26 protein-coding genes are annotated in these 20,994 nt (G+C 74.5%); 19 read left to right on the forward strand and 7 right to left on the reverse strand.

All coding sequences use genetic code 11. From position 1 onward, the window contains the following. Positions 1–52 precede the first annotated feature (52 nt). Positions 53–220, reverse strand: a complete 168-nt coding sequence (locus C1708_RS34475; RefSeq protein WP_198602580.1) for a hypothetical protein — start codon at positions 218–220, stop codon at positions 53–55. 221 nt (positions 221–441) lie between these two features. On the opposite strand from C1708_RS34475, the gene C1708_RS24275 reads away from it, so the two are divergent. The 4 genes from C1708_RS24275 to C1708_RS24290 all read left to right on the forward strand — a co-directional run bounded on the left by C1708_RS24275 (position 442) and on the right by C1708_RS24290 (position 4,596). Then, on the forward strand, positions 442–1,650 hold the full coding sequence (locus C1708_RS24275) for an NYN domain-containing protein (RefSeq protein WP_106414656.1): 1,209 nt from the start codon (positions 442–444) through the stop codon (positions 1,648–1,650). A gap of 300 nt (positions 1,651–1,950) precedes the next feature. Beyond that, on the forward strand, positions 1,951–2,925 hold the full coding sequence (locus C1708_RS24280; protein WP_106414657.1) for an ABC transporter ATP-binding protein: 975 nt from the start codon (positions 1,951–1,953) through the stop codon (positions 2,923–2,925). 86 nt (positions 2,926–3,011) lie between these two features. Continuing rightward, entirely contained in the window at positions 3,012–3,839 is an 828-nt protein-coding gene (locus tag C1708_RS24285) for an ABC transporter permease (RefSeq protein WP_106414658.1), read from the forward strand. Positions 3,840–3,873: 34 nt separating this feature from the next. Then, complete coding sequence (locus C1708_RS24290) at positions 3,874–4,596, forward strand: AAA family ATPase (protein ID WP_106414659.1); 723 nt, start codon at positions 3,874–3,876, stop codon at positions 4,594–4,596. Positions 4,597–5,130: 534 nt separating this feature from the next. Here the strand turns inward: C1708_RS24290 and ybaK are convergent. The 4 genes from ybaK to C1708_RS24310 form a co-directional block, all read right to left on the reverse strand. Further along, positions 5,131–5,631, reverse strand: a complete 501-nt coding sequence (gene ybaK, locus C1708_RS24295) for a Cys-tRNA(Pro) deacylase (RefSeq protein WP_106414660.1) — start codon at positions 5,629–5,631, stop codon at positions 5,131–5,133. A 22-nt stretch (positions 5,632–5,653) separates the two neighbouring features. Next, on the reverse strand, positions 5,654–6,394 hold the full coding sequence (locus C1708_RS24300) for an LON peptidase substrate-binding domain-containing protein (protein ID WP_106414661.1): 741 nt from the start codon (positions 6,392–6,394) through the stop codon (positions 5,654–5,656). 11 nt (positions 6,395–6,405) lie between these two features. Then, positions 6,406–7,482: a hypothetical protein gene (locus tag C1708_RS24305; RefSeq protein ID WP_106414662.1), complete on the reverse strand. Its 1,077-nt coding sequence runs from the start codon at positions 7,480–7,482 to the stop codon at positions 6,406–6,408. Between the two features lie 211 nt (positions 7,483–7,693). After that, positions 7,694–9,271: an oxidoreductase gene (locus C1708_RS24310; protein WP_106414663.1), complete on the reverse strand. Its 1,578-nt coding sequence runs from the start codon at positions 9,269–9,271 to the stop codon at positions 7,694–7,696. A gap of 192 nt (positions 9,272–9,463) precedes the next feature. On the opposite strand from C1708_RS24310, the gene hisD reads away from it, so the two are divergent. Genes hisD through hisF form a run of 8 tightly spaced genes read left to right on the forward strand, consistent with a single transcriptional unit; the run spans position 9,464 to position 15,189 of the window. Then, positions 9,464–10,789 (forward strand): histidinol dehydrogenase, encoded by a 1,326-nt coding sequence (gene hisD / locus C1708_RS24315; protein WP_106414664.1) that lies wholly within the window; start codon positions 9,464–9,466, stop codon positions 10,787–10,789. Then, positions 10,786–11,898, forward strand: a complete 1,113-nt coding sequence (locus C1708_RS24320) for a histidinol-phosphate transaminase (protein WP_106414665.1) — start codon at positions 10,786–10,788, stop codon at positions 11,896–11,898. The genes hisD and C1708_RS24320 overlap by 4 nt, the downstream gene beginning before the upstream one ends. After that, positions 11,895–12,488, forward strand: coding sequence for an imidazoleglycerol-phosphate dehydratase HisB (gene hisB / locus C1708_RS24325; protein WP_106414666.1), 594 nt, complete (start codon positions 11,895–11,897; stop codon positions 12,486–12,488). Before C1708_RS24320 ends, hisB begins: the two co-directional genes overlap by 4 nt. Continuing rightward, positions 12,485–12,643, forward strand: a complete 159-nt coding sequence (locus tag C1708_RS34480) for a CG2302 family histidine operon protein (RefSeq protein WP_198602581.1) — start codon at positions 12,485–12,487, stop codon at positions 12,641–12,643. The genes hisB and C1708_RS34480 overlap by 4 nt, the downstream gene beginning before the upstream one ends. A 4-nt stretch (positions 12,644–12,647) precedes the next feature. Beyond that, on the forward strand, positions 12,648–13,289 hold the full coding sequence (gene hisH, locus C1708_RS24330; RefSeq protein ID WP_106414667.1) for an imidazole glycerol phosphate synthase subunit HisH: 642 nt from the start codon (positions 12,648–12,650) through the stop codon (positions 13,287–13,289). 4 nt (positions 13,290–13,293) lie between these two features. Continuing rightward, positions 13,294–14,016, forward strand: a complete 723-nt coding sequence (gene priA, locus C1708_RS24335) for a bifunctional 1-(5-phosphoribosyl)-5-((5-phosphoribosylamino)methylideneamino)imidazole-4-carboxamide isomerase/phosphoribosylanthranilate isomerase PriA (RefSeq protein WP_106414668.1) — start codon at positions 13,294–13,296, stop codon at positions 14,014–14,016. 16 nt (positions 14,017–14,032) lie between these two features. Then, entirely contained in the window at positions 14,033–14,437 is a 405-nt protein-coding gene (locus tag C1708_RS24340) for a Rid family hydrolase (protein WP_106414669.1), read from the forward strand. Next, positions 14,434–15,189 (forward strand): imidazole glycerol phosphate synthase subunit HisF, encoded by a 756-nt coding sequence (gene hisF / locus C1708_RS24345; protein WP_106414670.1) that lies wholly within the window; start codon positions 14,434–14,436, stop codon positions 15,187–15,189. Before C1708_RS24340 ends, hisF begins: the two co-directional genes overlap by 4 nt. Positions 15,190–15,192: 3 nt before the next feature. On the opposite strand, the gene C1708_RS24350 is transcribed toward hisF, so the two are convergent. Both C1708_RS24350 and C1708_RS24355 read right to left on the reverse strand, forming a co-directional pair. Beyond that, positions 15,193–15,591, reverse strand: coding sequence for a VOC family protein (locus tag C1708_RS24350; RefSeq protein WP_106414671.1), 399 nt, complete (start codon positions 15,589–15,591; stop codon positions 15,193–15,195). A 23-nt stretch (positions 15,592–15,614) separates the two neighbouring features. Beyond that, entirely contained in the window at positions 15,615–16,250 is a 636-nt protein-coding gene (locus C1708_RS24355; protein ID WP_106414672.1) for a TIGR03085 family metal-binding protein, read from the reverse strand. Between the two features lie 84 nt (positions 16,251–16,334). Between C1708_RS24355 and hisI the strand changes: the two genes are divergently transcribed. The 7 genes from hisI to trpM all read left to right on the forward strand — a co-directional run bounded on the left by hisI (position 16,335) and on the right by trpM (position 20,931). After that, positions 16,335–16,778 (forward strand): phosphoribosyl-AMP cyclohydrolase, encoded by a 444-nt coding sequence (gene hisI, locus C1708_RS24360; protein ID WP_106414673.1) that lies wholly within the window; start codon positions 16,335–16,337, stop codon positions 16,776–16,778. Positions 16,779–16,789: 11 nt separating this feature from the next. Then, entirely contained in the window at positions 16,790–18,283 is a 1,494-nt protein-coding gene (locus C1708_RS24365; RefSeq protein WP_106414674.1) for an anthranilate synthase component I, read from the forward strand. A gap of 42 nt (positions 18,284–18,325) precedes the next feature. Further along, positions 18,326–18,967: a TIGR02234 family membrane protein gene (locus tag C1708_RS24370; protein WP_106414675.1), complete on the forward strand. Its 642-nt coding sequence runs from the start codon at positions 18,326–18,328 to the stop codon at positions 18,965–18,967. Positions 18,968–19,076: 109 nt separating this feature from the next. Beyond that, positions 19,077–19,328, forward strand: a complete 252-nt coding sequence (locus C1708_RS24375) for an HGxxPAAW family protein (protein ID WP_106414676.1) — start codon at positions 19,077–19,079, stop codon at positions 19,326–19,328. 76 nt (positions 19,329–19,404) lie between these two features. Further along, positions 19,405–19,839, forward strand: coding sequence for a DUF2752 domain-containing protein (locus tag C1708_RS24380; RefSeq protein WP_198602582.1), 435 nt, complete (start codon positions 19,405–19,407; stop codon positions 19,837–19,839). 119 nt (positions 19,840–19,958) lie between these two features. Beyond that, positions 19,959–20,765 (forward strand): indole-3-glycerol phosphate synthase TrpC, encoded by an 807-nt coding sequence (trpC, locus tag C1708_RS24385; RefSeq protein WP_106414678.1) that lies wholly within the window; start codon positions 19,959–19,961, stop codon positions 20,763–20,765. Between the two features lie 22 nt (positions 20,766–20,787). Beyond that, the gene (gene trpM / locus C1708_RS36165) at positions 20,788–20,931 is read left to right on the forward strand and encodes a tryptophan biosynthesis modulator TrpM (protein WP_391662597.1); all 144 of its coding nucleotides are present in this window, start codon (positions 20,788–20,790) and stop codon (positions 20,929–20,931) included. The last annotated feature ends 63 nt before the right edge of the window (positions 20,932–20,994 follow it).

The raw sequence follows: 20,994 nt of genomic DNA on the forward strand, positions 1-20,994 counted from the left end.
GGTGCGCCCCTCTTCCTGTACGGCCGGGCCGCAACGGCCCTTCGCACCGGTGTCAGTTGTGGCCGAAGCGCTTCTGCCGGCCCTTGCCGCGGCCGCCCTCTCCGGGCACGGCCTGCGTGGTGAGCTGCTCGTCCGGGATCTCCAGGGTGGAGGTCTGCGCGGCGCGCGGAGCGCGCTCGGCCTGGGGCTGCTTACGGTCACGGTTCTTGTTCTTGGCCATGGTGGTGCCTCCTGTGGGGACTAGGGGCCAGGGCCGGATTCAGATTCACATAAGCCGATGACCCACGCATGTCGGACAATTACCGTCCGTGACGGGCGTGGTCGGGGGAGGAAGTGTGGAAACGCCACGCCGAAGATCGAGTTCGGGCCGTTAAGACCGGCGGGGTCGGGCAGACTCGAAGGAAGCCCGAAGCCAAACCTCCCGGAAAGAGGGTGGATCGCGTGGACCGCTGCATCGTCCTGGTGGACGCCGGGTATCTGCTGGGGGCCGCCGCCAGTCTCCTCGCCGGGGAGCCCTCGCGGTCCCGCATCACCGTGGACCACGCCGCCCTGATCCAGGGACTGCGTGACCGCGCCGAGGGCGACACGCGCCGGCCGCTGCTGCGCATCTACTGGTTCGACGGCGCCCCCGACCGCGTGCCGCAGCCCGAGCACCGCCGCCTGCGTGTGATGCCCCGGGTCACCGTCCGGCTCGGCGCGCTGACCCGCAGCGACGGGCGCTGGGCGCAGAAGGGCGTGGACGCGGCGATGCACGCCGAACTGACCGAACTCGCCCGCAACCGCGCCTGCTCCGACATCGTCCTGGTCACCGGCGACGGCGATCTGCTGCCGGGCATGATGGCCGCCAAGGAGCACGGCGTCGCCGTGCACCTGTGGGCCGTGCAGGCCGCCGACGGCGACTACAACCAGTCCGAGGACCTGGTCGCCGAGGCCGACGAGCGCCGGGTGCTGGACCGGGCGTGGATCACCCAGGCCGTCCGCGCCAAGGAGATCGGCGGGGTGTGCGCCCCGCCGCCCGTGCCCCGGCCCGAGATCGCCGCGATCCTCTCCGCCCCGCTGCCCGACTCCGCCCTCGCCCCGGCCGCCGAGCGCACCCCGCCCGAGCCGCGCCACCCGGCCGCCGCCGCGCACAACGGCACGGCCGAGCGCGCGCCCGCCGTCAAGGGCGTCCCCACCCCGAAGGACCTGGCAGCGCTGCGCCACCCCGGCCCGCACCAGCCGCAGCAGCCGGCCTCCGCGACCCTGCGCTGGTCCTCCGACAAGGGCTGGGTGGACCGCCCGGTCGCCGAGCCGCCGGAGGCCGCGTCCATGCCGACGCTGGCCCAGCTCACCACGGCCGAGCAGCGCTGGGCCGACCGCGAGGAGGACATCACCACCGTCGGCGGCGACCCGTTCGAGGTGGGCCAGGTCTTCGCCCGCCGCTGGGTGGAACGGCTCGGCGACCAGAGCCACGTCCGGAAGCTGTCCGCCATGTACCCGCGCATCCCGCACCGCATCGACGGCGAGCTGCTGCGCTACGCGGCCCGCTTCGGCCTGCTCGCCCACAAGGACGACCAGATCGACGAACGCGACCGCTACGCCATCCGGGCGGGTTTCTGGCGTGAGCTGGACACCCGCACCGGCACGGAACGGGCCTCCGCGGGGGAGTGAGCGCCCGGCGCCTCCCGTCGCCGGTTCAGCGGGTTCCGCGCCGGCCACCGGTGTGCCGGCCCGTCAGGCGCCGGGTACGCGGGGCCGAGGAGGACGGGACCCCGCTGCCCGCCGCCCCGCTCGGTGTTCAGGCGGTCGTTCCGTCGAGGGGGCGCCGATCCCTCCCCTGATGTCCCGTGCGTCCCCCGGCCGGGGCCGGGCGGAAGGGTGACCCGAGGGCGGGGGGACGGGGGCGACCCCGTAGGCTCGTCCCTTGTGAGTACGCGCGCGGCACAGGGACATCGGCACGGTGGTGACGTCGTGTGTGCGGTGCGCGGGCTGACCAAGACCTATCCGGCGGTGCGCGGACGGCGCGGGGTCCCGGCGACGCCCGAGGTGCGCGCCACCGACGACGTCGCCCTCGACATCGGGCGCGGTGAGATCTTCGGCCTGCTCGGCCCGAACGGCGCCGGAAAGTCCACCCTCGTACGGCAGATGACCGGCCTGATGCGGCCCGACAGCGGCAGCGTCGAGATCCTCGGCCACGACATCGTCCGCCACCCCGAGCGGGCCTCCCGCATCCTCGCCTACCTCGGGCAGGAGTCCAGCGCCCTGGACGAGCTGACCGTGTCCCTGGCCGCCGAGACCACCGGCCGGCTGCGCGGGCTCGACGCCCGGCGGGCGCGCGCCGAGCGCGACGCCGTGCTCGGTGAGCTGGGGCTCGGCACGATCGCCTCCCGCCCGCTGCGCAGACTCTCCGGGGGCCAGCGCCGGCTCGCCTGCTTCGCCGCCGCGCTGGTGGGGGAGCGGCCCCTGCTGGTGCTCGACGAGCCCACCACCGGCATGGACCCCGTGGCGCGGCGTGCCGTGTGGTCCGCCGTCGACCGGCGGCGCGCGGAGCACGGCACCACGGTGCTGCTGGTCACCCACAACGTCATCGAGGCCGAGACCGTGCTCGACCGGGTCGCCGTGCTCGACCGCGGCCGGGTCATCGCCTGCGACACCCCGGCCGGGCTGAAGGAACAGGTCGCCGGGGAGGTCCGGGTCGAGCTGGTGTGGCGCGAGGCCGCGCCGCTGCACGTGCCCGAGGTGGCCGCGCTGCGCGACCGGGCCGTCGAGTCCGGCCGCCGCTGGACCCTGCGGCTGGCGCCCCAGGAGGCCCGCACCGTCGTCGCCACCGTCACCGGCGGCGCCGCCTTCGCGGCCCTCGACGACTTCACGCTGGCCACGCCCAGCCTGGAGGACGTGTACCTGGCGCTGGGCGGCGCCGTGCGACAGGGACTGGTGAAGGCGTGAGCACACGGACCGTGTCATCCGTACGGAACGGGGCGACCTCCGGAGCGGCTCCGGACGGATTCCCGAGCGAAGGGGAGCAGCACGACGTGAGTGTCGTACCCGCCGGCGCCCTGCCGGCCGGCGTCCTGACCGCGGAGGAGGAGGCCGTCGCGCCGCGACCCGCCGCGCTCGGCCCCCGTGCGCGGCTGTGGCCGTCCCTGGCGGCCGTGTACCGGGCGCAGCTGTCCCGGGCCCGGGTGGCGCGGATCCCGCTGCTCTTCGTGGCGACCTTCCAGTCCGTCGGGATCATGATCCTGATGCGCGGGGTCGTCGACGGCGGCGGCGAGGCGCGGGCCGTGGTGGCCGGCTCGTCCGTGCTGGTCGTCGCCTTCGTCGCGCTCAACCTGCTCGCGCAGTACTTCGGCCAGCTCCGCGCGAGCGGCGGGCTCGACCACTACGCCACCCTGCCCGTGCCGCCCGCGGCCGTGGTGCTGGGCGCGGCCGGCGCCTACGCGTCGTTCACCGTCCCCGGGACCGTCGTGACCGCCGTCTTCGGATGCGCCCTGTTCGGGCTGCCGCTCGCCCACCTGTGGATCCTGGCCGCGGTCATCCCCCTCGCGGGCGCCGCGCTCGCCGGGCTCGGCGCGGCCCTCGGCCTGCTCGCCCCCCGCCCCGAGCTGGCCACCCTGCTCGGCCAGCTCGGCATGTCCGCGGCGCTGCTGCTCGGCGTGCTGCCGCCGGAGCGGATGCCGGAGGCGGTCCGCCTCGCCCGCGACCTGCTGCCGTCGACGTACGGCGTCGAGGCCTTCGCCCGGACCTTCGCCCCGCACCCCGACTGGGCCCACGTGCTCGGCGACCTCGCCGTGTGCGGAATGGTCGGGGTGATCTCACTGGCCGTGGCGACCTGGGCGTACCGCAGGGCCGCCGTCCGGTGACGCGCCGCACAGCCACGCCTGGCACGATGGCAGGGTGAGCGCACCTCTGACACCCCCGCCACCGCACGACCCCTCCGCGCACCACTCCTCCGCGCACGACCCGTGGCAGCCGCCGTCCGGCGCTCCCGCCGCCGGCGCGCACCGCTACGACGGGAAGCCCGGCGACGCCGCGCACCCCCGGCACGGCCGGCGGCACGACGAGGACGGCATCGGGACGGCGAAGGAGATCCGGGAGGCGGCCGTGGCGGCCGTGGCGGTGGCGCTCGGCGGAGTGCTGCTCGGGGTGCTGTGGTGGTGGCTGGCGCCGCGCGTGCCGCTGGTGGGCGACGCGTCCGGTGACGCCTGGGTGGTCTATCTCCGGGACTCCGAGGGCGAGCAGAGCATCGGGGTGGACGGCACGTTCACGCTCATCGCCCTGGCCTGCGGCGCGCTGAGCGCCCTGGCGGTGTTCCTGGTGCGGCGGCGCGGCGGCGTCCCGCTGGTGGTGGCGCTGGCGGTCGGCGGGCTGCTCGGGTCGGTGCTGGCGTGGCGGCTCGGGGTGTGGCTCGGCCCCTCGCAGGACGTGATCGCGCAGGCCAGGAGCGCGGGGAAGGGCGTCACCTTCGACGCCCCGCTGAAGCTGAACGCGAAGGGCGCGCTGCTGGCGTGGCCGTTCGCGGCGCTGGTGTTCCACCTCGGCCTGACGGCGCTGTTCGGGCCGCGCGACCCGGAGGAGTGGTCGCCGCCGAACGCGCAGCAGCCGCAGCGGACCGCGTAAGGGCGCCGCCCGGCACCGCGCCTTCGGCCAGGCCGGACCCGTGGTCCGCCCGCCGCTCCCTGGCCCGCCACCTGCGCTCGCGCGTCCGCTTCGACCTGCCTTCCGCACCTGGCCGAGGGCACGGGTGCCGTCGGCCGCGTACGGAACAGGCCGCGCCGCGGTCTTACGGCGGCACGCCGCCCCGTGGTGTCCGCGCCCGCGCCCGACCGACGCGCCGTGCGGGGCCGGCGGAGCGCCGTCGCGGGGTCCGGGTACGGGGTTCGGGCTCGGGCGTGGCGTCGTCGGCGGGCCCGGTGGACGCCGTCCGGCTCGACGGGCCGCTGTCGTGAGGGGCTTCGGCGCGCGGAGCGTGTCGCGGTCGCGGCGGGGTGCGTGTGCTGTCTCGGGTCCGAGGGGAGCGCCGTGCGGGGCCGGCGGGGCGCCGTCGCGGGGTCCGGGTACCCGGTTCGGGCTCGGGCGTGACGTCGTCGTGCGGGGCCCGCACGCGGGCCGGGGCCGGACGGCGTCGGGCCCCGGCCCGCGCGCGGGGCCGCGCTACACCCGGCCGATCGGCGCCAGGGTCGCCGACGTCAGGTGCGCCAGGTCGTCGGGGGCGAGTTCGACCTCCAGGCCGCGGCGGCCCGCCGAGACGCAGATCGTCTCGTGCCGGCGCGCGGACTCGTCCAGCACCGTCGGCAGCTTCTTGCGCTGGCCCAGCGGCGAGATGCCGCCCCGCACATAGCCGGTGGTGCGCTCCGCCAGCGCCGGGTCGGCCATCGCCGCCCGCTTGCCGCCGGCCGCCGAGGCGAGCGCCTTGAGGTCCAGTTGGCCCGCGACCGGCACCACCGCCACGGTCAGGGCGCCGTCGACGTCCGCCACCAGCGTCTTGAAGACCCGGTCGGGGGAGACGCCCATCGCCTCGGCGGCCTCCTCGCCGTAGCTCGGGTGGGAGGGGTCGTGGTCGTAGGAGTGCACCGTGAACGGCACCCCGGCCGCGGTGAGCGCCACTGTGGCGGGCGTGCCGCCCGACTGCTGCTTCCTGGACTTCTTGGCCATACCGGTCGCCGCTCCGTAAGCGTCAGTTGAGACTCGTCGGCGCCCGCGTCAGATCCGACGCGGGCAACGACGGAAGATTACGGATGATCGCCGTCTCGGCGCGCAGCAATTTCAGCTCGTCGTGCAGCCGGGACGCGGTGTCCGGCGCCTGGAGGAGCCGCTGCCGGGTCGGTGTGTCCAGCATCATCGCGGCGGCGACCAGGTACGACACCACGCTGGGTTCGTCCGGCAGTTCCGTGTCGGAGGACAGCGACCGCTCCCGCGCCCCGGCCAGCCGCTTCTGGTACTGCCGGAACGCCCGCAGCACGCCCTCCGCGAGCGTCCCCGCCTCCTCGCCCGGGTCCTCCTCCAGCGGCTCCAGACCGGCCGTGAGGAAGGGGCCGGAGGCGTCGACCGACAGCAGCCGCACCCGGGTGGTGCCGGTCGCCAGCACCTCGAAGGTGCCGTCGGGCCGCTCGCGGATCGTCGCCGCGTCGGCGACACAGCCCACCTTGTGGAAGGCGCGCAGCGGGTCCGCGCCGAAGCCGGCCGCCGGGCCCCGCTCGGGCACGGCCGTGGGGTCGGGCAGGCCGGGGGCGCTCGGCGCCACCTCGTGGCCGTCCCGGATCGCCACCACGGCGAACCGCCGTGGCTCGTCCTCCGGGGTCTTCAGCAGCTCGCGCATCATGGCGCGATAACGCTCCTCGAAGACGTTGAGCGGGAGCACGAGCCCCGGGAACAGCACCGTGTTCAGGGGGAAGAGCGGAAGCCGGACGGTGGTCACGTCGCAAGAGCCTAATGGCCGCCGGGGCCCGGCCGTCCGCGCCGTTCGCTCCCCGGACGCCCGGGGACGGCGCTGGAGGCGTCCGGTCCGGCCGCTTCGGCGCCCGACGCGACCGCCCGCAGCACGTCCTGACGGACCTCCAGGAACCGCCCCAGCGGGTCGTCCGCGTCCCGGTCCCAGGGGAGGGACGTGGCGTACGGGCCGGTCAGCCGGAACTGCTCCAGAGCGTCCCGCCGGCGCCCCAGCCGGACCAGGACGTAGGCCAGCAGATTGCGCAGCTCGGCCGGCCACGGCTGGGCCGCCGGCAGCCGCGCCGACAGGGCGGCCGCCCGGTCGGCGGCCGCGTCCAGCCGGGCCCGTTCCACGGCCGGGCCGCAGCCGTCGGTGAGGTAGCCGAACGCCGCCCGCAGCGGCAGTGCCTGGGTGAGCGAGTCCTCCGGCGCGTCCTGCGCGGCCGTGTCGGCGAAGTCGAAGCACTCGCGGTGCGAGCCGTGCCAGGAGGACGCCAGGTAGCGCAGGGCCGCCACATGGCAGCCGTGATGGTGCGGGGCGCGCCGCACCGCCGCCTCCCACAGCTCCTCGAAGTAGGTGTGTCCGGCGCGCGCGCCGCGCGCGTGGTCCAGGGCCAGCCGCCACGGCACCGGGTCGCGGTGGTCGGCGCGGGCGGCCGCGGTGATCAGCGGGCTCACCTCGCGCAGCAGCTCGGCGCGGGCCGGCGAGTCCCAGACCCGGTCCACCGCCCGCTGGGCGTCCAGCAGCAGCGCGTCCGGGTCGCGCGGGGCGCGGGCCCGCCAGGCGTCCAGCCACTCGGGCCGCGACCGCGCGAACGCGGCCAGTCGGCGCACGTAGCGGTCGCGGTGCTCCCAGGCGGCCTGGCGGCGGGTGGCGACGAGGAGTCCGGCGGCGGGCGCGTGGTCGCCGGCCGCGGCCCCGACCAGCGCCCGGCCCAGGGCGTCGTCCGGCACGTCGAGGAGCACCTCGTCATCGGCGGGCAGCGTGACCGGAGCGGGGGGCGCGGCGCCCGTCCGCTTTCCTCGCACCCGTGACGTGCGGGTGAACGCGTGCAGCAGAGCCATGGTGTCGACCATTGAAAGACCGCAGGTCATGGCCGCGCCAGACCCCACGCGGAACTCATGGAAAGTTGTACGGGCGCCGGTCAAGGGCCGGTAAAAAGCGGACGGCTCCCCAGGTGACCAGGGTCTCGGCGGCCCCACCCGGCGCACGCATCCCCGGTCTCGAGGCGCCGCGTGTCCGCTCGGACGCCGCGCAGTCCCCCGCGCCCCGGAGGGGCGCGGTCACTCACGTACGCCGCAGCGTGCGGGTCGCCCCCGCCGCCACCGTCGTCGCCAGGACCCAGCCCAGCAGGATGAACGCCGTCGACAGCCACTGCCAGCCGCCGCGCAGCTGCCAGAACCCCACCTGCCCCAGGTCGATCACCGGGAGCAGCAGGTCCAGGGCGAACAGCGCCGGGTTCCAGGCCGGGTGCTCGCCGGCCTTCAGCGGCGGATGGTCCGCCCGTGCGAAGACCACCGAACCGGCCGCCCACAGCACCGCCATCCACACCGCCGCCCGGCCCGGGCGGTACCCGTAGGCGACCGTCCAGTCCTGCGCGTAGCCCCAGAGCTTCGCGGCGAGCGGCAGGCTCTCGCGGCGCCGCCGCTGCTTGGCCAGCAGCACCTCGCGGGCGTCCTCGTCCGCCCCGCTCCCCCGCAGCACGGCCGCCAGCCGCTCGTACGGCTCCGGGGTGTACTCGGCGCTCGCCACGTCCACCCAGCGCAGCCGCAGCGCCAGCGGGAACGGGCCGCGCGGCACCAGGTTCTCGTAGGCGAAGCCGCCCATGTGCAGCCGGCCGGGTCCGGGCCAGCTGTCCGCCCGGTCCACCAGGTTCACCACCCGCGCCCCCGACAGCACCACCCGTCCGCGCGCCGGCCGCTGCCCGAGGAAGCGCAGCTCCGGGGTCTGCACCCGGCGCAGCGACAGCTCCTGCTCGTCGGTGAAGGTGAACGAGGCCCCCTCGAAGTCGACCGCGTCCCCGAACCGTCCGTCGTCCAGCCGGATCCCGCCCTCGCACGTGAACCGCTGGATGCGCGTGCCCCGCGCGGGGGTCATGCCGCTGCGGGCGTGCGCCCCCACCCCGGCCGGCGTCAGGTACAGCGAGCGCTCGACGGTCAGCTGCGGCGCGTTCAGCGCGAGCCGGGCGTGCGGGTTGACCAGCCGTGCGCCGCGCAGGCTCATGGACACACCGACGGTGGCGCCGCGCAGGCTCAGCTCGCCGTACGACTCCAGCATCTCCGCCTGGAGGTCCTGGCCGACGCTCATCCCGTCGCCGGCTATGGAGCGGCCGCTGCGGTCGCGGTGCACGACCGCCTGGTTGAGCAGCAGGTCCGTGCCGATCCGGGCGTCGGTGAGCCGGATGCCGCCCAGGAAGCGGCAGCGCGGCAGGTGCAGATCGCCCTCGGTGCTCAGCCGGGCGGCCTCCAGCCGGGGTACGGAGCAGTCCACCAGCCGCAACGTGGTGAACCGCGCCTCCGGCAGCAGCACGTCCCGCTCGAAACGGCAGCCGTGCATCTCCACGTAGGGCTCGACCGTGCCCCCGGCCAGGTCCAGCGGACCGCTGATCCGCACGCCGACCAGCTTCAGCGAGGAGACGCGGCCGGCCAGCGGGGGCGGGCCGTCCAGCAGCAGCCAGCACACCACCCGGGCCCGGACGGTGCGCTCGGGCCCCCAGGGGTGCCCTCCGTGGGGGTCGTCGACCAGCGCGTCGCCGCAGCTCAGGTCGTACACGCTGCCGTTGCGGAAGGCCTGCCACATCCCTGCCTCCGCGGCGGTCAGGTGCTCCGGCGGCTCGCCGTCCTGCGATCTCACCCCCTCGGCCACGGAACTCCCCTCCTCCTCATTACTCACGGGTTCATCGCTTCGTACAGCCGTTCATGCCCGGTACGGTGACGTGTTGAACACGGAAAGTGAAGAGGATCTCGAGAACGAGCGCGGACCGTCACGAGAAGGGTGACGTATCAGCCACTGGAACGGGCGGACGTGCTCCGGAGCGGGTCTGAGAGAATTGAGCACGTGATCTCGCGAATCGACCTGCGCGGCGACGCCCTCCCCGAGGGCTCCGCCCTGCGTGACCTGCTGCCCCGTGCCGACTTCGACGTCGCGGCCGCCCTGGAGAAGGTGCGGCCCATCTGCGAGGACGTGCATCATCGCGGCGACGCGGCGCTGATCGACTTCGCCGAGCGCTTCGACGGCGTGAAGCTGGACCAGGTCCGGGTGCCCGCCGCCGCGCTGGAGCGCGCGCTGGAGGAGCTCGACCCGGCCGTGCGTGCCGCCCTGGAGGAGTCGGTCCGCCGGGCCCGCCTGGTCCACCGCGCGCAGCGCCGCACCACGCACACCACCCAGGTCGTGCCCGGCGGCACGGTCACCGAGAAGTGGGTGCCCGTCGACCGCGTCGGGCTGTACGCGCCCGGCGGCCGGTCCGTCTACCCGTCCTCCGTGATCATGAACGCGGTGCCCGCCCAGGAGGCCGGCGTCCCGTCGATCGCGCTCGCCTCGCCGGCCCAGGCCGAGTTCGGCGGCCTGCCGCACCCGACCATCCTGGCCGCCTGCGCCCTGCTCGGCGTCGACGAGGTCTACGCGGCTGGCGGCGCCACCGCCGTCGCGATGTTCGCGTACGGCACCGAGTCCTGCCCGCCCGCCAACATGGTCACCGGCCCGGGCAACATCTGGGTCGCCGCCGCCAAGCGGTACTTCACCGGCAGGATCGGCATCGACGCCGAGGCCGGCCCGACCGAGATCGCGATCCTCGCGGACGCCACGGCCGACCCGGTGCACGTCGCCTCCGACCTGATCAGCCAGGCCGAGCACGACCCGCTGGCCGCCGCCGTCCTGGTCACCGACTCCCCGGACCTCGCGGACGCGGTGGAGAAGGAGCTGGAGCCTCAGGTCAGGGCCAGCAAGCACGTCGAGGAGCGGATCGCGCCCGCCCTCGGCGGCAGGCAGTCCGCCATCGTGCTGGTCGACGGCGTCGACGAGGGCCTGCGGGTCGTCGACGCCTACGGCGCCGAGCACCTGGAGATCCAGACCGCCGACGCCGCCGCGGTCGCCGACCGGGTGCGCAACGCCGGCGCGATCTTCGTCGGCCCCTGGTCCCCGGTCTCCCTCGGCGACTACGCGGCCGGCTCCAACCACGTGCTGCCCACCGGCGGCTGCGCCTGCCACTCCTCGGGCCTGTCCGTGCAGTCCTTCCTGCGCGGCATCCACGTCGTCGACTACACGGAGGACGCGCTGGCCGAGGTCGCGCACCACGTGGTGACGCTGGCGGAGGCGGAGGACCTGCCCGCGCACGGCGCGGCGATCAAGGCCAGGTTCGGCTGGAAGGTGCCCGAGGACAAGTGAGCGACGTGAGCATCGACGATCTGCCCGTGCGGGACGAGCTGCGCGGCAAGTCCCCCTACGGCGCGCCCCAGCTGGACGTCCCCGTGCGGCTGAACACCAACGAGAACCCCTACCCGCTGCCCGAGCCGCTGGTCGAGCGGATCGCCGAGCGGGTCCGCGAGGCCGCCCGGGACCTCAACCGCTACCCCGACCGGGACGCGGTCGAGCTGCGCACCCGGCTGGCCGCGTACCTGACGAAGACCGCCGGCCACCCGGTCGCCCCGGAGAACGTGTGGGCGGCCAACGGCTCCAACGAGGTCATCCAGCAACTGCTGCAGACCTTCGGCGGACCCGGCCGCACCGCGCTCGGCTTCGAGCCCTCGTACTCGATGCACGGCCTGATCGCGCGCGGCACCGGCACCGGCTGGATCCCCGGGCCGCGCGGCGAGGACTTCTCCCTCGACCTGTCCGCCGCGGAGAAGGCGATCGCCGAGCACCGGCCGGACGTCGTCTTCGTCACCACCCCCAACAACCCCACCGGCACCGCGGTCCCCGCCGACGCGGTGCGCGCGCTGTACGACGCCGCTCAGGCCGCCAGGCCCTCGATCGTGGTCGTCGACGAGGCGTACGTGGAGTTCAGCCACGGCGACTCGCTGCTGCCGCTGCTCGACGGACGCCCCCACCTGGTGATCTCCCGCACCATGTCGAAGGCGTTCGGCGCGGCCGGCCTGCGCCTCGGCTACCTGGCCGCGCACCCCGCGGTCGTCGACGCCGTCCAGCTGGTGCGGCTGCCGTACCACCTGTCGGCGGTCACCCAGGCGACCGCGCTGGCCGCCCTGGAGCACACCGACACCCTGCTCGGCTACGTCGAGCAGCTCAAGGCGGAGCGCGACCGGCTGGTCGCCGAACTGCGCTCCCTGGGCTACGAGGTGACCGACTCCGACGCCAACTTCGTCCAGTTCGGACGCTTCCCCGACTCCCACGCCGTATGGCGGCAGATCCTCGACCGGGGCGTCCTGGTCCGGGACAACGGCGTACCGGGATGGCTGCGGGTCACCGCGGGCACCCCGTCCGAGAACGACGCGTTCCTCGACGCGGTACGTGAGATCAAGAAGGAGCAGAGCGCATGACCCGCGTAGGACGCGTGGAACGCACCACCAAGGAAACCTCCGTGCTCGTCGAGATCGACCTCGACGGCACCGGGAGGACGGAGATCTCCACCGGGGTCGGCTTCTACGACCACATGCTCGACCAGCTCGGCCGGCACGGTCTGTTCGACCTGACCGTGAAGACCGAGGGCGACCTGCACATCGACTCCCACCACACCATCGAGGACACCGCCCTCGCGCTCGGCGCCGCCTTCAAGCAGGCGCTCGGGGACAAGGTGGGCATCTACCGCTTCGGCAACTGCACGGTCCCGCTGGACGAGTCGCTCGCCCAGGTCACCGTCGACCTCTCCGGCCGCCCCTACCTCGTGCACACCGAGCCCGAGAACATGGCGCCGATGATCGGCTCCTACGACGTGACGATGACCCGGCACATCCTGGAGTCCTTCGTCGCCCAGGCGCAGATCGCGCTGCACGTGCACGTGCCCTACGGGCGCAACGCCCACCACATCGTGGAGTGCCAGTTCAAGGCCCTCGCCCGGGCCCTGCGCTACGCCTGTGAGCGCGACCCGCGCGCGGCCGGCATCCTGCCCTCCACGAAGGGCGCGCTGTGAACGGACTGTCCACCGTTCTGATCGTCCTCGGCCTCTTCTTCGTCGGCGGGATCATCTCCTTCGCCAAGCAGAAGATGCCGACGAGCCTGATCGTGCTGCTGTCCGTCGGCGCCGCGCTCTGCATCGTCACGGGCCTGCTGCAACTGGAGGTGTGAGCCCTTGAGCGCCACCAAGAAGGTCGTGGTCTTCGACTACGGCTTCGGCAACGTCCGCTCCGCCGAGCGCGCCCTCGCGCGCGCCGGGGCCGACGTCGAGATCACCCGCGACTTCGACACGGCGATGAACGCCGACGGACTGCTCGTGCCCGGCGTCGGCGCCTTCGCCGCCTGCATGACGGGCCTCAAGGAGGCCCGCGGCGACTGGATCGTCGACCGCCGCCTGGCCGGCGGCCGCCCGGTCATGGGCATCTGCGTCGGCATGCAGATCCTCTTCGCCCGCGGCATCGAGCACGGCGTCGAGGCCGAGGGCCTCGACGAGTGGCCCGGCTCGGTCGAGCCCCTCCAGGCCGACGTCGTGCCCCACATGGGCTGGAACACCGTGGACGCCCCGGAGGGCTCCCGGCTCTTCGCCGGTCTGGACGCGGACGCGCGCTTCTACTTCGTGCACTCCTACGCCGTCCACGACTGGACGTTCGAGACCGCGAACCCGGCCATGGAGGCCCCGCTCGTCACCTGGACCACCCACGGCAAGCCCTTCGTGGCCGCCGTGGAGAACGGCGCCCTGTGGGCCACCCAGTTCCACCCCGAGAAGTCCGGCGACGCCGGCGCCCAGCTCCTCACCAACTGGATCGGAACCCTGTAGAGACATGGCCAAGCTCGAACTCCTTCCCGCCGTCGACGTCCGCGACGGCCAGGCCGTCCGCCTCGTGCACGGCGAGTCCGGCACCGAGACCTCCTACGGCTCGCCGCTGGAGGCCGCGCTCGCCTGGCAGCGCTCCGGCGCCGAGTGGCTGCACCTGGTCGACCTGGACGCCGCGTTCGGCACCGGCGACAACCGCGAGCTGATCGCGGAGGTGACCCGGGCGATGGACATCAAGGTGGAGCTGTCCGGTGGCATCCGCGACGACGACACCCTCGCCGCCGCCCTCGCCACCGGCTGCACCCGGGTCAACCTCGGCACGGCCGCCCTGGAGACCCCCGAGTGGGTCGCCAAGGTCATCGCCGAGCACGGCGACAGGATCGCCGTCGGCCTCGACGTGCGCGGCACCACCCTGCGCGGCCGCGGCTGGACCCGTGACGGCGGCGACCTCTACGAGACGCTGGACCGCCTGAACAAGGAGGGCTGCGCCCGCTACGTCGTCACCGACATCGCCAAGGACGGCACCCTCCAGGGCCCCAACCTGGAGCTGCTGAGGAACGTCTGCGCCGCCACCGACCGCCCGGTGGTCGCCTCCGGCGGGGTGTCGTCGCTGGACGACCTGCGGGCGATCGCCGAGCTGGTCCCGCTCGGCGTCGAGGGCGCCATCGTCGGGAAGGCCCTGTACGCCAAGGCGTTCACCCTGGAAGAGGCCCTGGAGGCCACGTCGTGACACGGGACACGGTCCGATGACGCAGGAAGCCGTGCGGCGCGTGCAGAGCGGGAACCCCTGGGAGGAGATCCTCGGCTCCGCGCGCGCCGTCGCGGCCGGCGATCTCGTCCTGGTCGCGGGCACCACCGCGTTCCGGGGCGACGTGCTGCACGGGGAGGGCGACCCGTACGAACAGGCCAAGGCGGCCTTCACTCACGCGCTGGAGGCGCTCGGACAGTTCGGGCTCGGCGTGGGATCCGTGATCCGCACCCGCCTCCATCTCGCCCACGCGCGGGACGTGGACGAGGCCTGCCGCGCGCACAAGGAGCTGTTCGACGCGGTCCGCCCGGTCACCACGCTGCTGGTGGTCGAGGGCTTCGTCGACTCGCGCGTACTGGTCTCAGTGGAACTCGAAGCATTCAGAGGAGCCGTGGAGTCATGACCCTGGCGGTCCGAGTCATCCCCTGCCTGGACGTGGACGGCGGCCGGGTCGTCAAGGGCGTCAACTTCCAGAACCTGCGCGACGCGGGCGACCCCGTCGAGATGGCCAAGGTGTACGACGCCGAGGGCGCCGACGAGCTGACGTTCCTGGACATCACCGCCTCCTCCGGCAACCGCGGGACCACCTACGACGTGGTCCGCCGCACCGCCGAGCAGGTGTTCATCCCGCTCACCGTGGGCGGCGGCGTGCGCACCGCCGAGGACGTCGACAAGCTGCTGCGGGCCGGCGCCGACAAGGTCGGCGTGAACACCGCCGCCATCGCCCGGCCCGACCTCATCCGTGAGATCGCCGAGCGGTTCGGCCGCCAGGTGCTCGTCCTCTCGGTCGACGCCCGGCGCACCGAGGGCGGGTCCTTCGAGGTCACCACGCACGGCGGCCGCCGCGGGACCGGCATCGACGCCGTGGAGTGGGCGCACCGCGCCGCCGAGCTGGGCGCGGGCGAGATCCTGCTCAACTCCATGGACGCCGACGGCACCAAGGACGGCTACGACCTGGAGATGATCGCCGCCGTGCGCAAGCACGTCACGATCCCCGTGATCGCCTCCGGCGGCGCCGGCCGGCTCGCCGACTTCCCGCCCGCGGTCGCCGCCGGCGCGGACGCGGTGCTGGCCGCCTCGGTGTTCCACTTCGGCGACCTGCGCATCGGCGAGGTCAAGCAGACCCTCAGGGACGCCGGCCACCCGGTGCGGTGAGCCTCAGCCGAGCGGCTGCGTGAGCTGGATCAGATTGCCGACCGTGTCGTCCAGCAGCGCGGTCAGCACCGGGCCCTGCCTCTCCGGCTCCCGGACGAAGTGGACGCCCTCCCCGCGCAGCCGCTCGAACTCCGCGCGGAGGTCGTCCACGGAGAACACGATCGCCGGCAGCCCCGCCTCGCGCACCGCACGGCGGTAGGGCCCCGCGATCGGCCCGTCGCCCGGCTCGAGCAGCAGCTCCAGATCCGGCTGGGCGCCCGCGCGCGCCCCCACGGTGACGAACGGCGCGCCGCCGCCCGGGTCCACATGGGTGCGGGTCTCGAAGCCGAGCACCCCGGTGTAGAAGGCGTGCGCCCTGGCCACGTCCTCCACGTACACACTCGTCATGGCGACCTTGATCACGAGCTGCGCCTTTCCGGAGCGGATCAGATGCCGAGCTGCTTGGTGGCGCGCAGCTCGGCGATCGCGTTCTCGTCGCCGTCCAGCTCGACCTTCGCGGCGCTCTGCCGGCCGTAGCCGAACATCACCAGCTCGGACGGCTCCCCGGTCACCGTCACCACCGGGGTCCCGCGACGCGCCACCGCCGTCTGCCCGTCCGGCCGGCGCAGCACCAGTCCGGTCGGCACCCCGCGGCCCAGCAGCCGGGCCGAACGCTCCAGCCGCGACCACAGGGCGTCCTGGAACACCGGGTCCAGCTCGCGCGGCGTCCAGTCCGGCTGCGCCCGGCGGACGTCCTCCGCGTGCACGTAGAACTCGATCACGTTCGACATCTCGTCGACCTGCTTGAGCGAGAAGGGGGAGAAGCGCGGCGGGCCGGTGCGGATCAGCCGGATCAGCTCGTCGTACGGCTTCGCCAGGAACTCCGCCGTCACCCGCTCCAGACGGGACGCCAGCTGCTTCACCAGGATGCCGCCCGCCGCGTCCGGACGGCGCTCGCGCACCACCACGTGCGCGGCCAGGTCCCGGGTGGTCCAGCCCTCGCAGAGGGTGGGCGCGTCCGGGCCCGCGGTCTCCAGCAGGTCGGCCAGGAGGAGGCGTTCACGCTTGGCATGGGTCGACATGCCAGCCAGCCTACGGCGGGCCGTCGCGTCCGGACAGTGGACGAGGGCGCGGACGCACCGGGCGCGCGCGGCACAATGGTCCCCATGACCAGCACGCCCGCCCGTCGCCCGGCCACCGCCCCTCAGGGAGGCGCTTCGCGCCACAGCGCTCCGCCCAGCCGCCTCGACCCGGAGATCGCCGCGCGCCTCAGGCGCACCCCCGACGGCCTCCTGCCCGCGATCGCCCAGCAGTACGACACCGGCGAGGTGCTGATGCTGGGCTGGATGGACGACGAGGCGCTGCACCGCACCCTCACCACCGGCCGCTGCACCTACTGGTCGCGCAGCCGCCAGGAGTACTGGGTCAAGGGCGACACCTCCGGGCACGTCCAGCGGGTGAAGTCGGTCGCGCTGGACTGCGACGCGGACACCGTGCTGGTGAAGGTCGACCAGGTGGGCGCCGCCTGCCACACCGGCGACCGCACCTGCTTCGACGCCGACGTGCTGCTGAAGGACGCCGGTACCGGCGTGCCCGCCGCGGATCAGTAGGGTCTGCCGCCATGGACCTCGAGACCTTCCGCAAGCTCGCCGCCGACCGCCGGGTCGTCCCGGTCACCCGCAAGCTGCTCGCCGACGGCGACACCCCGGTCGCGCTCTACCGCAAGCTCGCCGCCGAGCGCCCCGGCACCTTCCTGCTGGAGTCCGCGGAGAACGGGAGGTCCTGGTCCCGCTACTCCTTCGTCGGCGTGCGGTCGGCCGCCACCCTCACCGAGCGCGACGGGCAGGCCCACTGGGAGGGCGTCCCGCCCGTCGGCGTGCCCGTCGACGGCGACCCGCTCGCCGCGCTGCGCGCCACCCTGCAGACCCTGCACACCCCGCGCGACCTCGCCCAGGACCTCGGCCTGCCGCCCTTCACCGGCGGCATGGTCGGCTACCTCGGCTACGACATCGTGCGCCGCCTGGAGAAGATCGGCCCCGGCGAGCGGGACGACCTGAGGCTCCCCGAGCTGACCATGCTGCTCACCAGCGACCTCGCCGTCATGGACCACTGGGAGGGCTCCGTCTGGTTGATCGCCAACGCGATCAACCACAACGACCTGGAGACCGGCGTCGACGAGGCGTACGCGGACGCCGTGGCCCGTCTCGACGCCATGGAGGCCGACCTGGCCCGCCCGGTGGCCCAGCCCCCGGCCGTGCTGCCGCCCTCCGAACTGCCCGAGTACACCGCGCTGTGGGGCGGCCCCGACTTCCAGCAGGCCGTCGAGGACGTCAAGGAGCGCATCCGCGCGGGCGAGGCCTTCCAGGTCGTCCCCTCCCAGCGGTTCGAGACGCCCTGCACCGCGAGCGCCCTGGACGTCTACCGGGTGCTGCGGGCCACCAATCCGTCGCCGTACATGTACCTGTTCCGGTTCGACGGCTTCGACGTGGCCGGGTCGTCGCCCGAGGCGCTGGTGAAGGTCGAGGACGGGCAGGCGATGGTGCACCCCATTGCCGGCACCCGGCACCGCGGCGCCACCCCGCAGGAGGACCAGGCGCTCGCCGAGGAACTGCTCGCCGACCCCAAGGAGCGCGCCGAGCACCTGATGCTCGTCGACCTCGGCCGCAACGACCTCGGACGGGTCTGCGAACCCGGCTCCGTCGAGGTCGTGGACTTCATGTCGATCGAGCGCTACTCGCACGTGATGCACATCGTCTCCACGGTCACCGGGCGGGTCGCCGCCGGCCGCACCGCCTTCGACGTGCTCACCGCCTGCTTCCCGGCCGGCACCCTCTCCGGCGCCCCCAAGCCCCGCGCCCTGCGGATCATCGACGAGCTCGAGCCGTCCCGGCGCGGCCTGTACGGCGGCTGCGTCGGTTACCTCGACTTCGCCGGCGACTCCGACACGGCCATCGCCATCCGCACCGCCCTGCTGCGCGACGGCACCGCGTACGTGCAGGCCGGCGCGGGGATCGTGGCCGACTCCGACCCGGTCGCCGAGGACACCGAGTGCCGCAACAAGGCGGCCGCGGTGCTGCGCGCCGTCCACACCGCGAACCGGCTCGGTGACGGCTGACACAGCCCCCCGGATGCCGTGACCCCCGGGGTCCGCGCGATAGTGGAGGACGTGACTGCCGTACCCAGCCCCCGTTCCGAGCCCGCCGGCCCCTCCCGGACCGGCCGCACGAGCCTCGCCGCCGCCCTGCTGAGCGGCGCCCTCGGCGCGGCCGTGGCCCTGCTCGCCACCCGGCAGCAGTGGTCGGAGGGCACCGCGACGGTGGCCGGCGGCGCGTTCCCGCTGACCGCCAAGGGCAGCGACGTGACCGGCGTGCCCGCCGCGCTGGCCGTCGTCGGGCTCGCCGCCCTGGTCGCCGTCTTCGCCGTGCGCCGGGCCGGCCGCCTCGCCGTCGCCGCGGTGCTCGCCCTCTCCGGGGCCGGCACCGTCGCCGCCGCGCTGCTCGGGGCGTCCGACTCCACCGCCCTCGACGAGAAGGCCGCGCAGGCGTCCGGCGACGCGTCCGCGACCGTCGGCGCCCTCTCCCACACCGCCTGGCCGTACGTGGCCGCCGTCGGCGGGCTGCTGCTGCTGGTCGCCGGACTGCTCGCGCTGCGGTACGGGCGCCTGTGGCCCGCCATGTCCGGCCGCTACGAACGCAACGGAGCCCCCCGCCCGCGCCGGGCGGCCGCCCCCGCCGACCCGGACCGCCCCGAGGAGCTCTGGAAGGCCCTCGACCGGGGCGAGGACCCCACCGGCGCCTGAGCCGGCCGACCCGCCCACGGCCGACCCCGGCGCACGGCGGCCCGGCGTGTGCGGGACAATGGGGACGAGCGTCCAGCTCACCCACGCACACGGCAACGAGGAGCAAGCAATGGCGGGCAGCAGCCACGGTCACACCCCGGCCGCCTGGACCGGTGTCATCATCGCCTTCATCGGTTTCTGCGCCGCGGGCGCGTTCATGGTGATGGACCAGCCCGTGGGCTTCTGGGCCGGCATGGGCGTCGTCCTCCTCGGCGGCGTGGTCGGCGCCGTCATGCGCTCGATGGGGCTGGGCCAGCCGAAGAGCGACCACCCGGTGCACGAGACCACCGGCGACCGCCGGCCGGCCGGCGCCCAGGGCTGAGCCCCGCGGACCACTCCGCACGGGGGCGGCATCCGGCCGTGAGCCGGAGCCGCCCCCGCGGCGCGTCCGGGGGACAATGCCTCCCGTGAACGCCCCGAGCCCCCACGCGGTCCCCGGCCGGGCGGCCCGGCTGGCCGCCCCCGCCGGCCTGCTCGCCGCCGTGACCGCGGCCTTCGCCTACGTCGCCGCCGTCGACCCCAACGAGCCCGGCCACTACCCGGTCTGCCCGCTGCTGGGCCTCACCGGCCTGTACTGTCCCGGCTGCGGCGGGCTGCGCAGCGCCCACGCCGTCGCCCACGGCGACCTGCCGGCCGCCCTCCAGGCCAACGCCCCCGCCGTCCTCGGCTACGCGGCCTTCGCCGTGCTGTGGACCGTCTGGGCGGTCCGCGCGGCGCGCGGCCGGCCCTTCCGCCTCGACCCGCCGCCCGCGGTGCTGTGGACGGTGGGCGGGCTGCTGCTCGCCTTCACGGTGATCCGGAACACGCCGTTCGGCGGCTGGCTGCACCCGTGAACGAGTGGTGATCGTCCAGGTGCTGGACGTCGCCTCGACCGGATGCGGGCCATTCGACCTGCTCCGGATACCATCGCAGGGACCAGCCAAGCCCGACCGTCAGGAAGGGGGCCGCTCGCGTGAGTGTGCTCGACGAGATCATCGACGGAGTCCGTGCCGACCTGGCGGAGCGGCAGGCGCGCGTCAGCCTCGACGAGCTCAAGGAGCGCGCGGCCAAGGCCCCCGCCGCCAAGGACGGCGTGGCCGCCCTGCGCGGTGACGGCGTCAAGGTGATCTGCGAGGTGAAGCGCTCCAGCCCCTCCAAGGGCGCGCTGGCCGCGATCGCCGACCCGGCGGCACTCGCCGCCGACTACGAGGCGGGCGGCGCCTCCGTCATCTCCGTCCTCACCGAGCAGCGCCGCTTCGGCGGTTCGCTGGCCGACCTGGAGGCCGTCCGTGCCCGGGTGGACATCCCCGTGCTGCGCAAGGACTTCATCGTCACGTCGTACCAGCTCTGGGAGGCCCGCGCGTACGGCGCCGACCTGGCGCTGCTGATCGTGGCCGCCCTGGAGCAGTCCGCCCTGGAGTCGCTGATCGAGCGCGCCGAGTCCATCGGCCTCACCCCGCTGGTCGAGGTGCACGACGAGGACGAGGTGGAGCGGGCGGTCGACGCCGGCGCCAAGGTCATCGGCGTCAACGCGCGCAACCTCAAGACCCTCGAGGTCGACCGCGGCACCTTCGAGCGGGTGGCCCCCGAGATCCCGGCCCACCTCGTGAGGGTCGCCGAGTCCGGCGTGCGCGGCCCGCACGACCTGATCGCCTACGCCAACGCCGGGGCCGACGCCGTCCTGGTCGGCGAGTCCCTGGTGACCGGCAAGGACCCGAAGACGGCGGTCGCCGACCTGGTCGCCGCGGGCGAGCACCCGGCCCTGCGCCACGGCCGCTGAGACCCCGTCAGGCCGACCCCCGATGACGCTTCCCCGACTCGCACGTGGCTGCCGGCCCCGCGGCTGCCGTGCCCCCGCCCGCCGGGTGCACGGCCGCAGGGTCCGCTACGTCATCGGCGACGAACCGGGCCAGGTGAACGGGCGGCGATGGCGACGCGCCCCTTAGGGGCGCGGGGCTCCACCGACATGCGGCTCCGCCACGCGGGCGCGAGCGACCACGCACGGCCCG

This window comes from Streptomyces sp. DH-12 (assembly GCF_002899455.1).
In the GTDB taxonomy this organism is placed as follows: domain Bacteria; phylum Actinomycetota; class Actinomycetes; order Streptomycetales; family Streptomycetaceae; genus Streptomyces.

Coding starts and splice junctions, on each gene's coding strand:
- C1708_RS34475 (WP_198602580.1), bottom strand. CDS start 220: ATGGCCAAGAACAAGAACCGTGACCGTAAGCAGCCCCAGGCCGAGCGC.
- ybaK (WP_106414660.1), bottom strand. CDS start 5,631: ATGGCCAAGAAGTCCAGGAAGCAGCAGTCGGGCGGCACGCCCGCCACA.
- C1708_RS24305 (WP_106414662.1), bottom strand. CDS start 7,482: ATGGTCGACACCATGGCTCTGCTGCACGCGTTCACCCGCACGTCACGG.
- hisB (WP_106414666.1), top strand. CDS start 11,895: ATGACCCGCGTAGGACGCGTGGAACGCACCACCAAGGAAACCTCCGTG.
- priA (WP_106414668.1), top strand. CDS start 13,294: ATGGCCAAGCTCGAACTCCTTCCCGCCGTCGACGTCCGCGACGGCCAG.
- C1708_RS24340 (WP_106414669.1), top strand. CDS start 14,033: ATGACGCAGGAAGCCGTGCGGCGCGTGCAGAGCGGGAACCCCTGGGAG.
- hisF (WP_106414670.1), top strand. CDS start 14,434: ATGACCCTGGCGGTCCGAGTCATCCCCTGCCTGGACGTGGACGGCGGC.
- C1708_RS24355 (WP_106414672.1), bottom strand. CDS start 16,250: ATGTCGACCCATGCCAAGCGTGAACGCCTCCTCCTGGCCGACCTGCTG.
- hisI (WP_106414673.1), top strand. CDS start 16,335: ATGACCAGCACGCCCGCCCGTCGCCCGGCCACCGCCCCTCAGGGAGGC.
- C1708_RS24365 (WP_106414674.1), top strand. CDS start 16,790: ATGGACCTCGAGACCTTCCGCAAGCTCGCCGCCGACCGCCGGGTCGTC.
- C1708_RS24375 (WP_106414676.1), top strand. CDS start 19,077: ATGGCGGGCAGCAGCCACGGTCACACCCCGGCCGCCTGGACCGGTGTC.
- C1708_RS24380 (WP_198602582.1), top strand. CDS start 19,405: ATGCCTCCCGTGAACGCCCCGAGCCCCCACGCGGTCCCCGGCCGGGCG.
- trpM (WP_391662597.1), top strand. CDS start 20,788: ATGACGCTTCCCCGACTCGCACGTGGCTGCCGGCCCCGCGGCTGCCGT.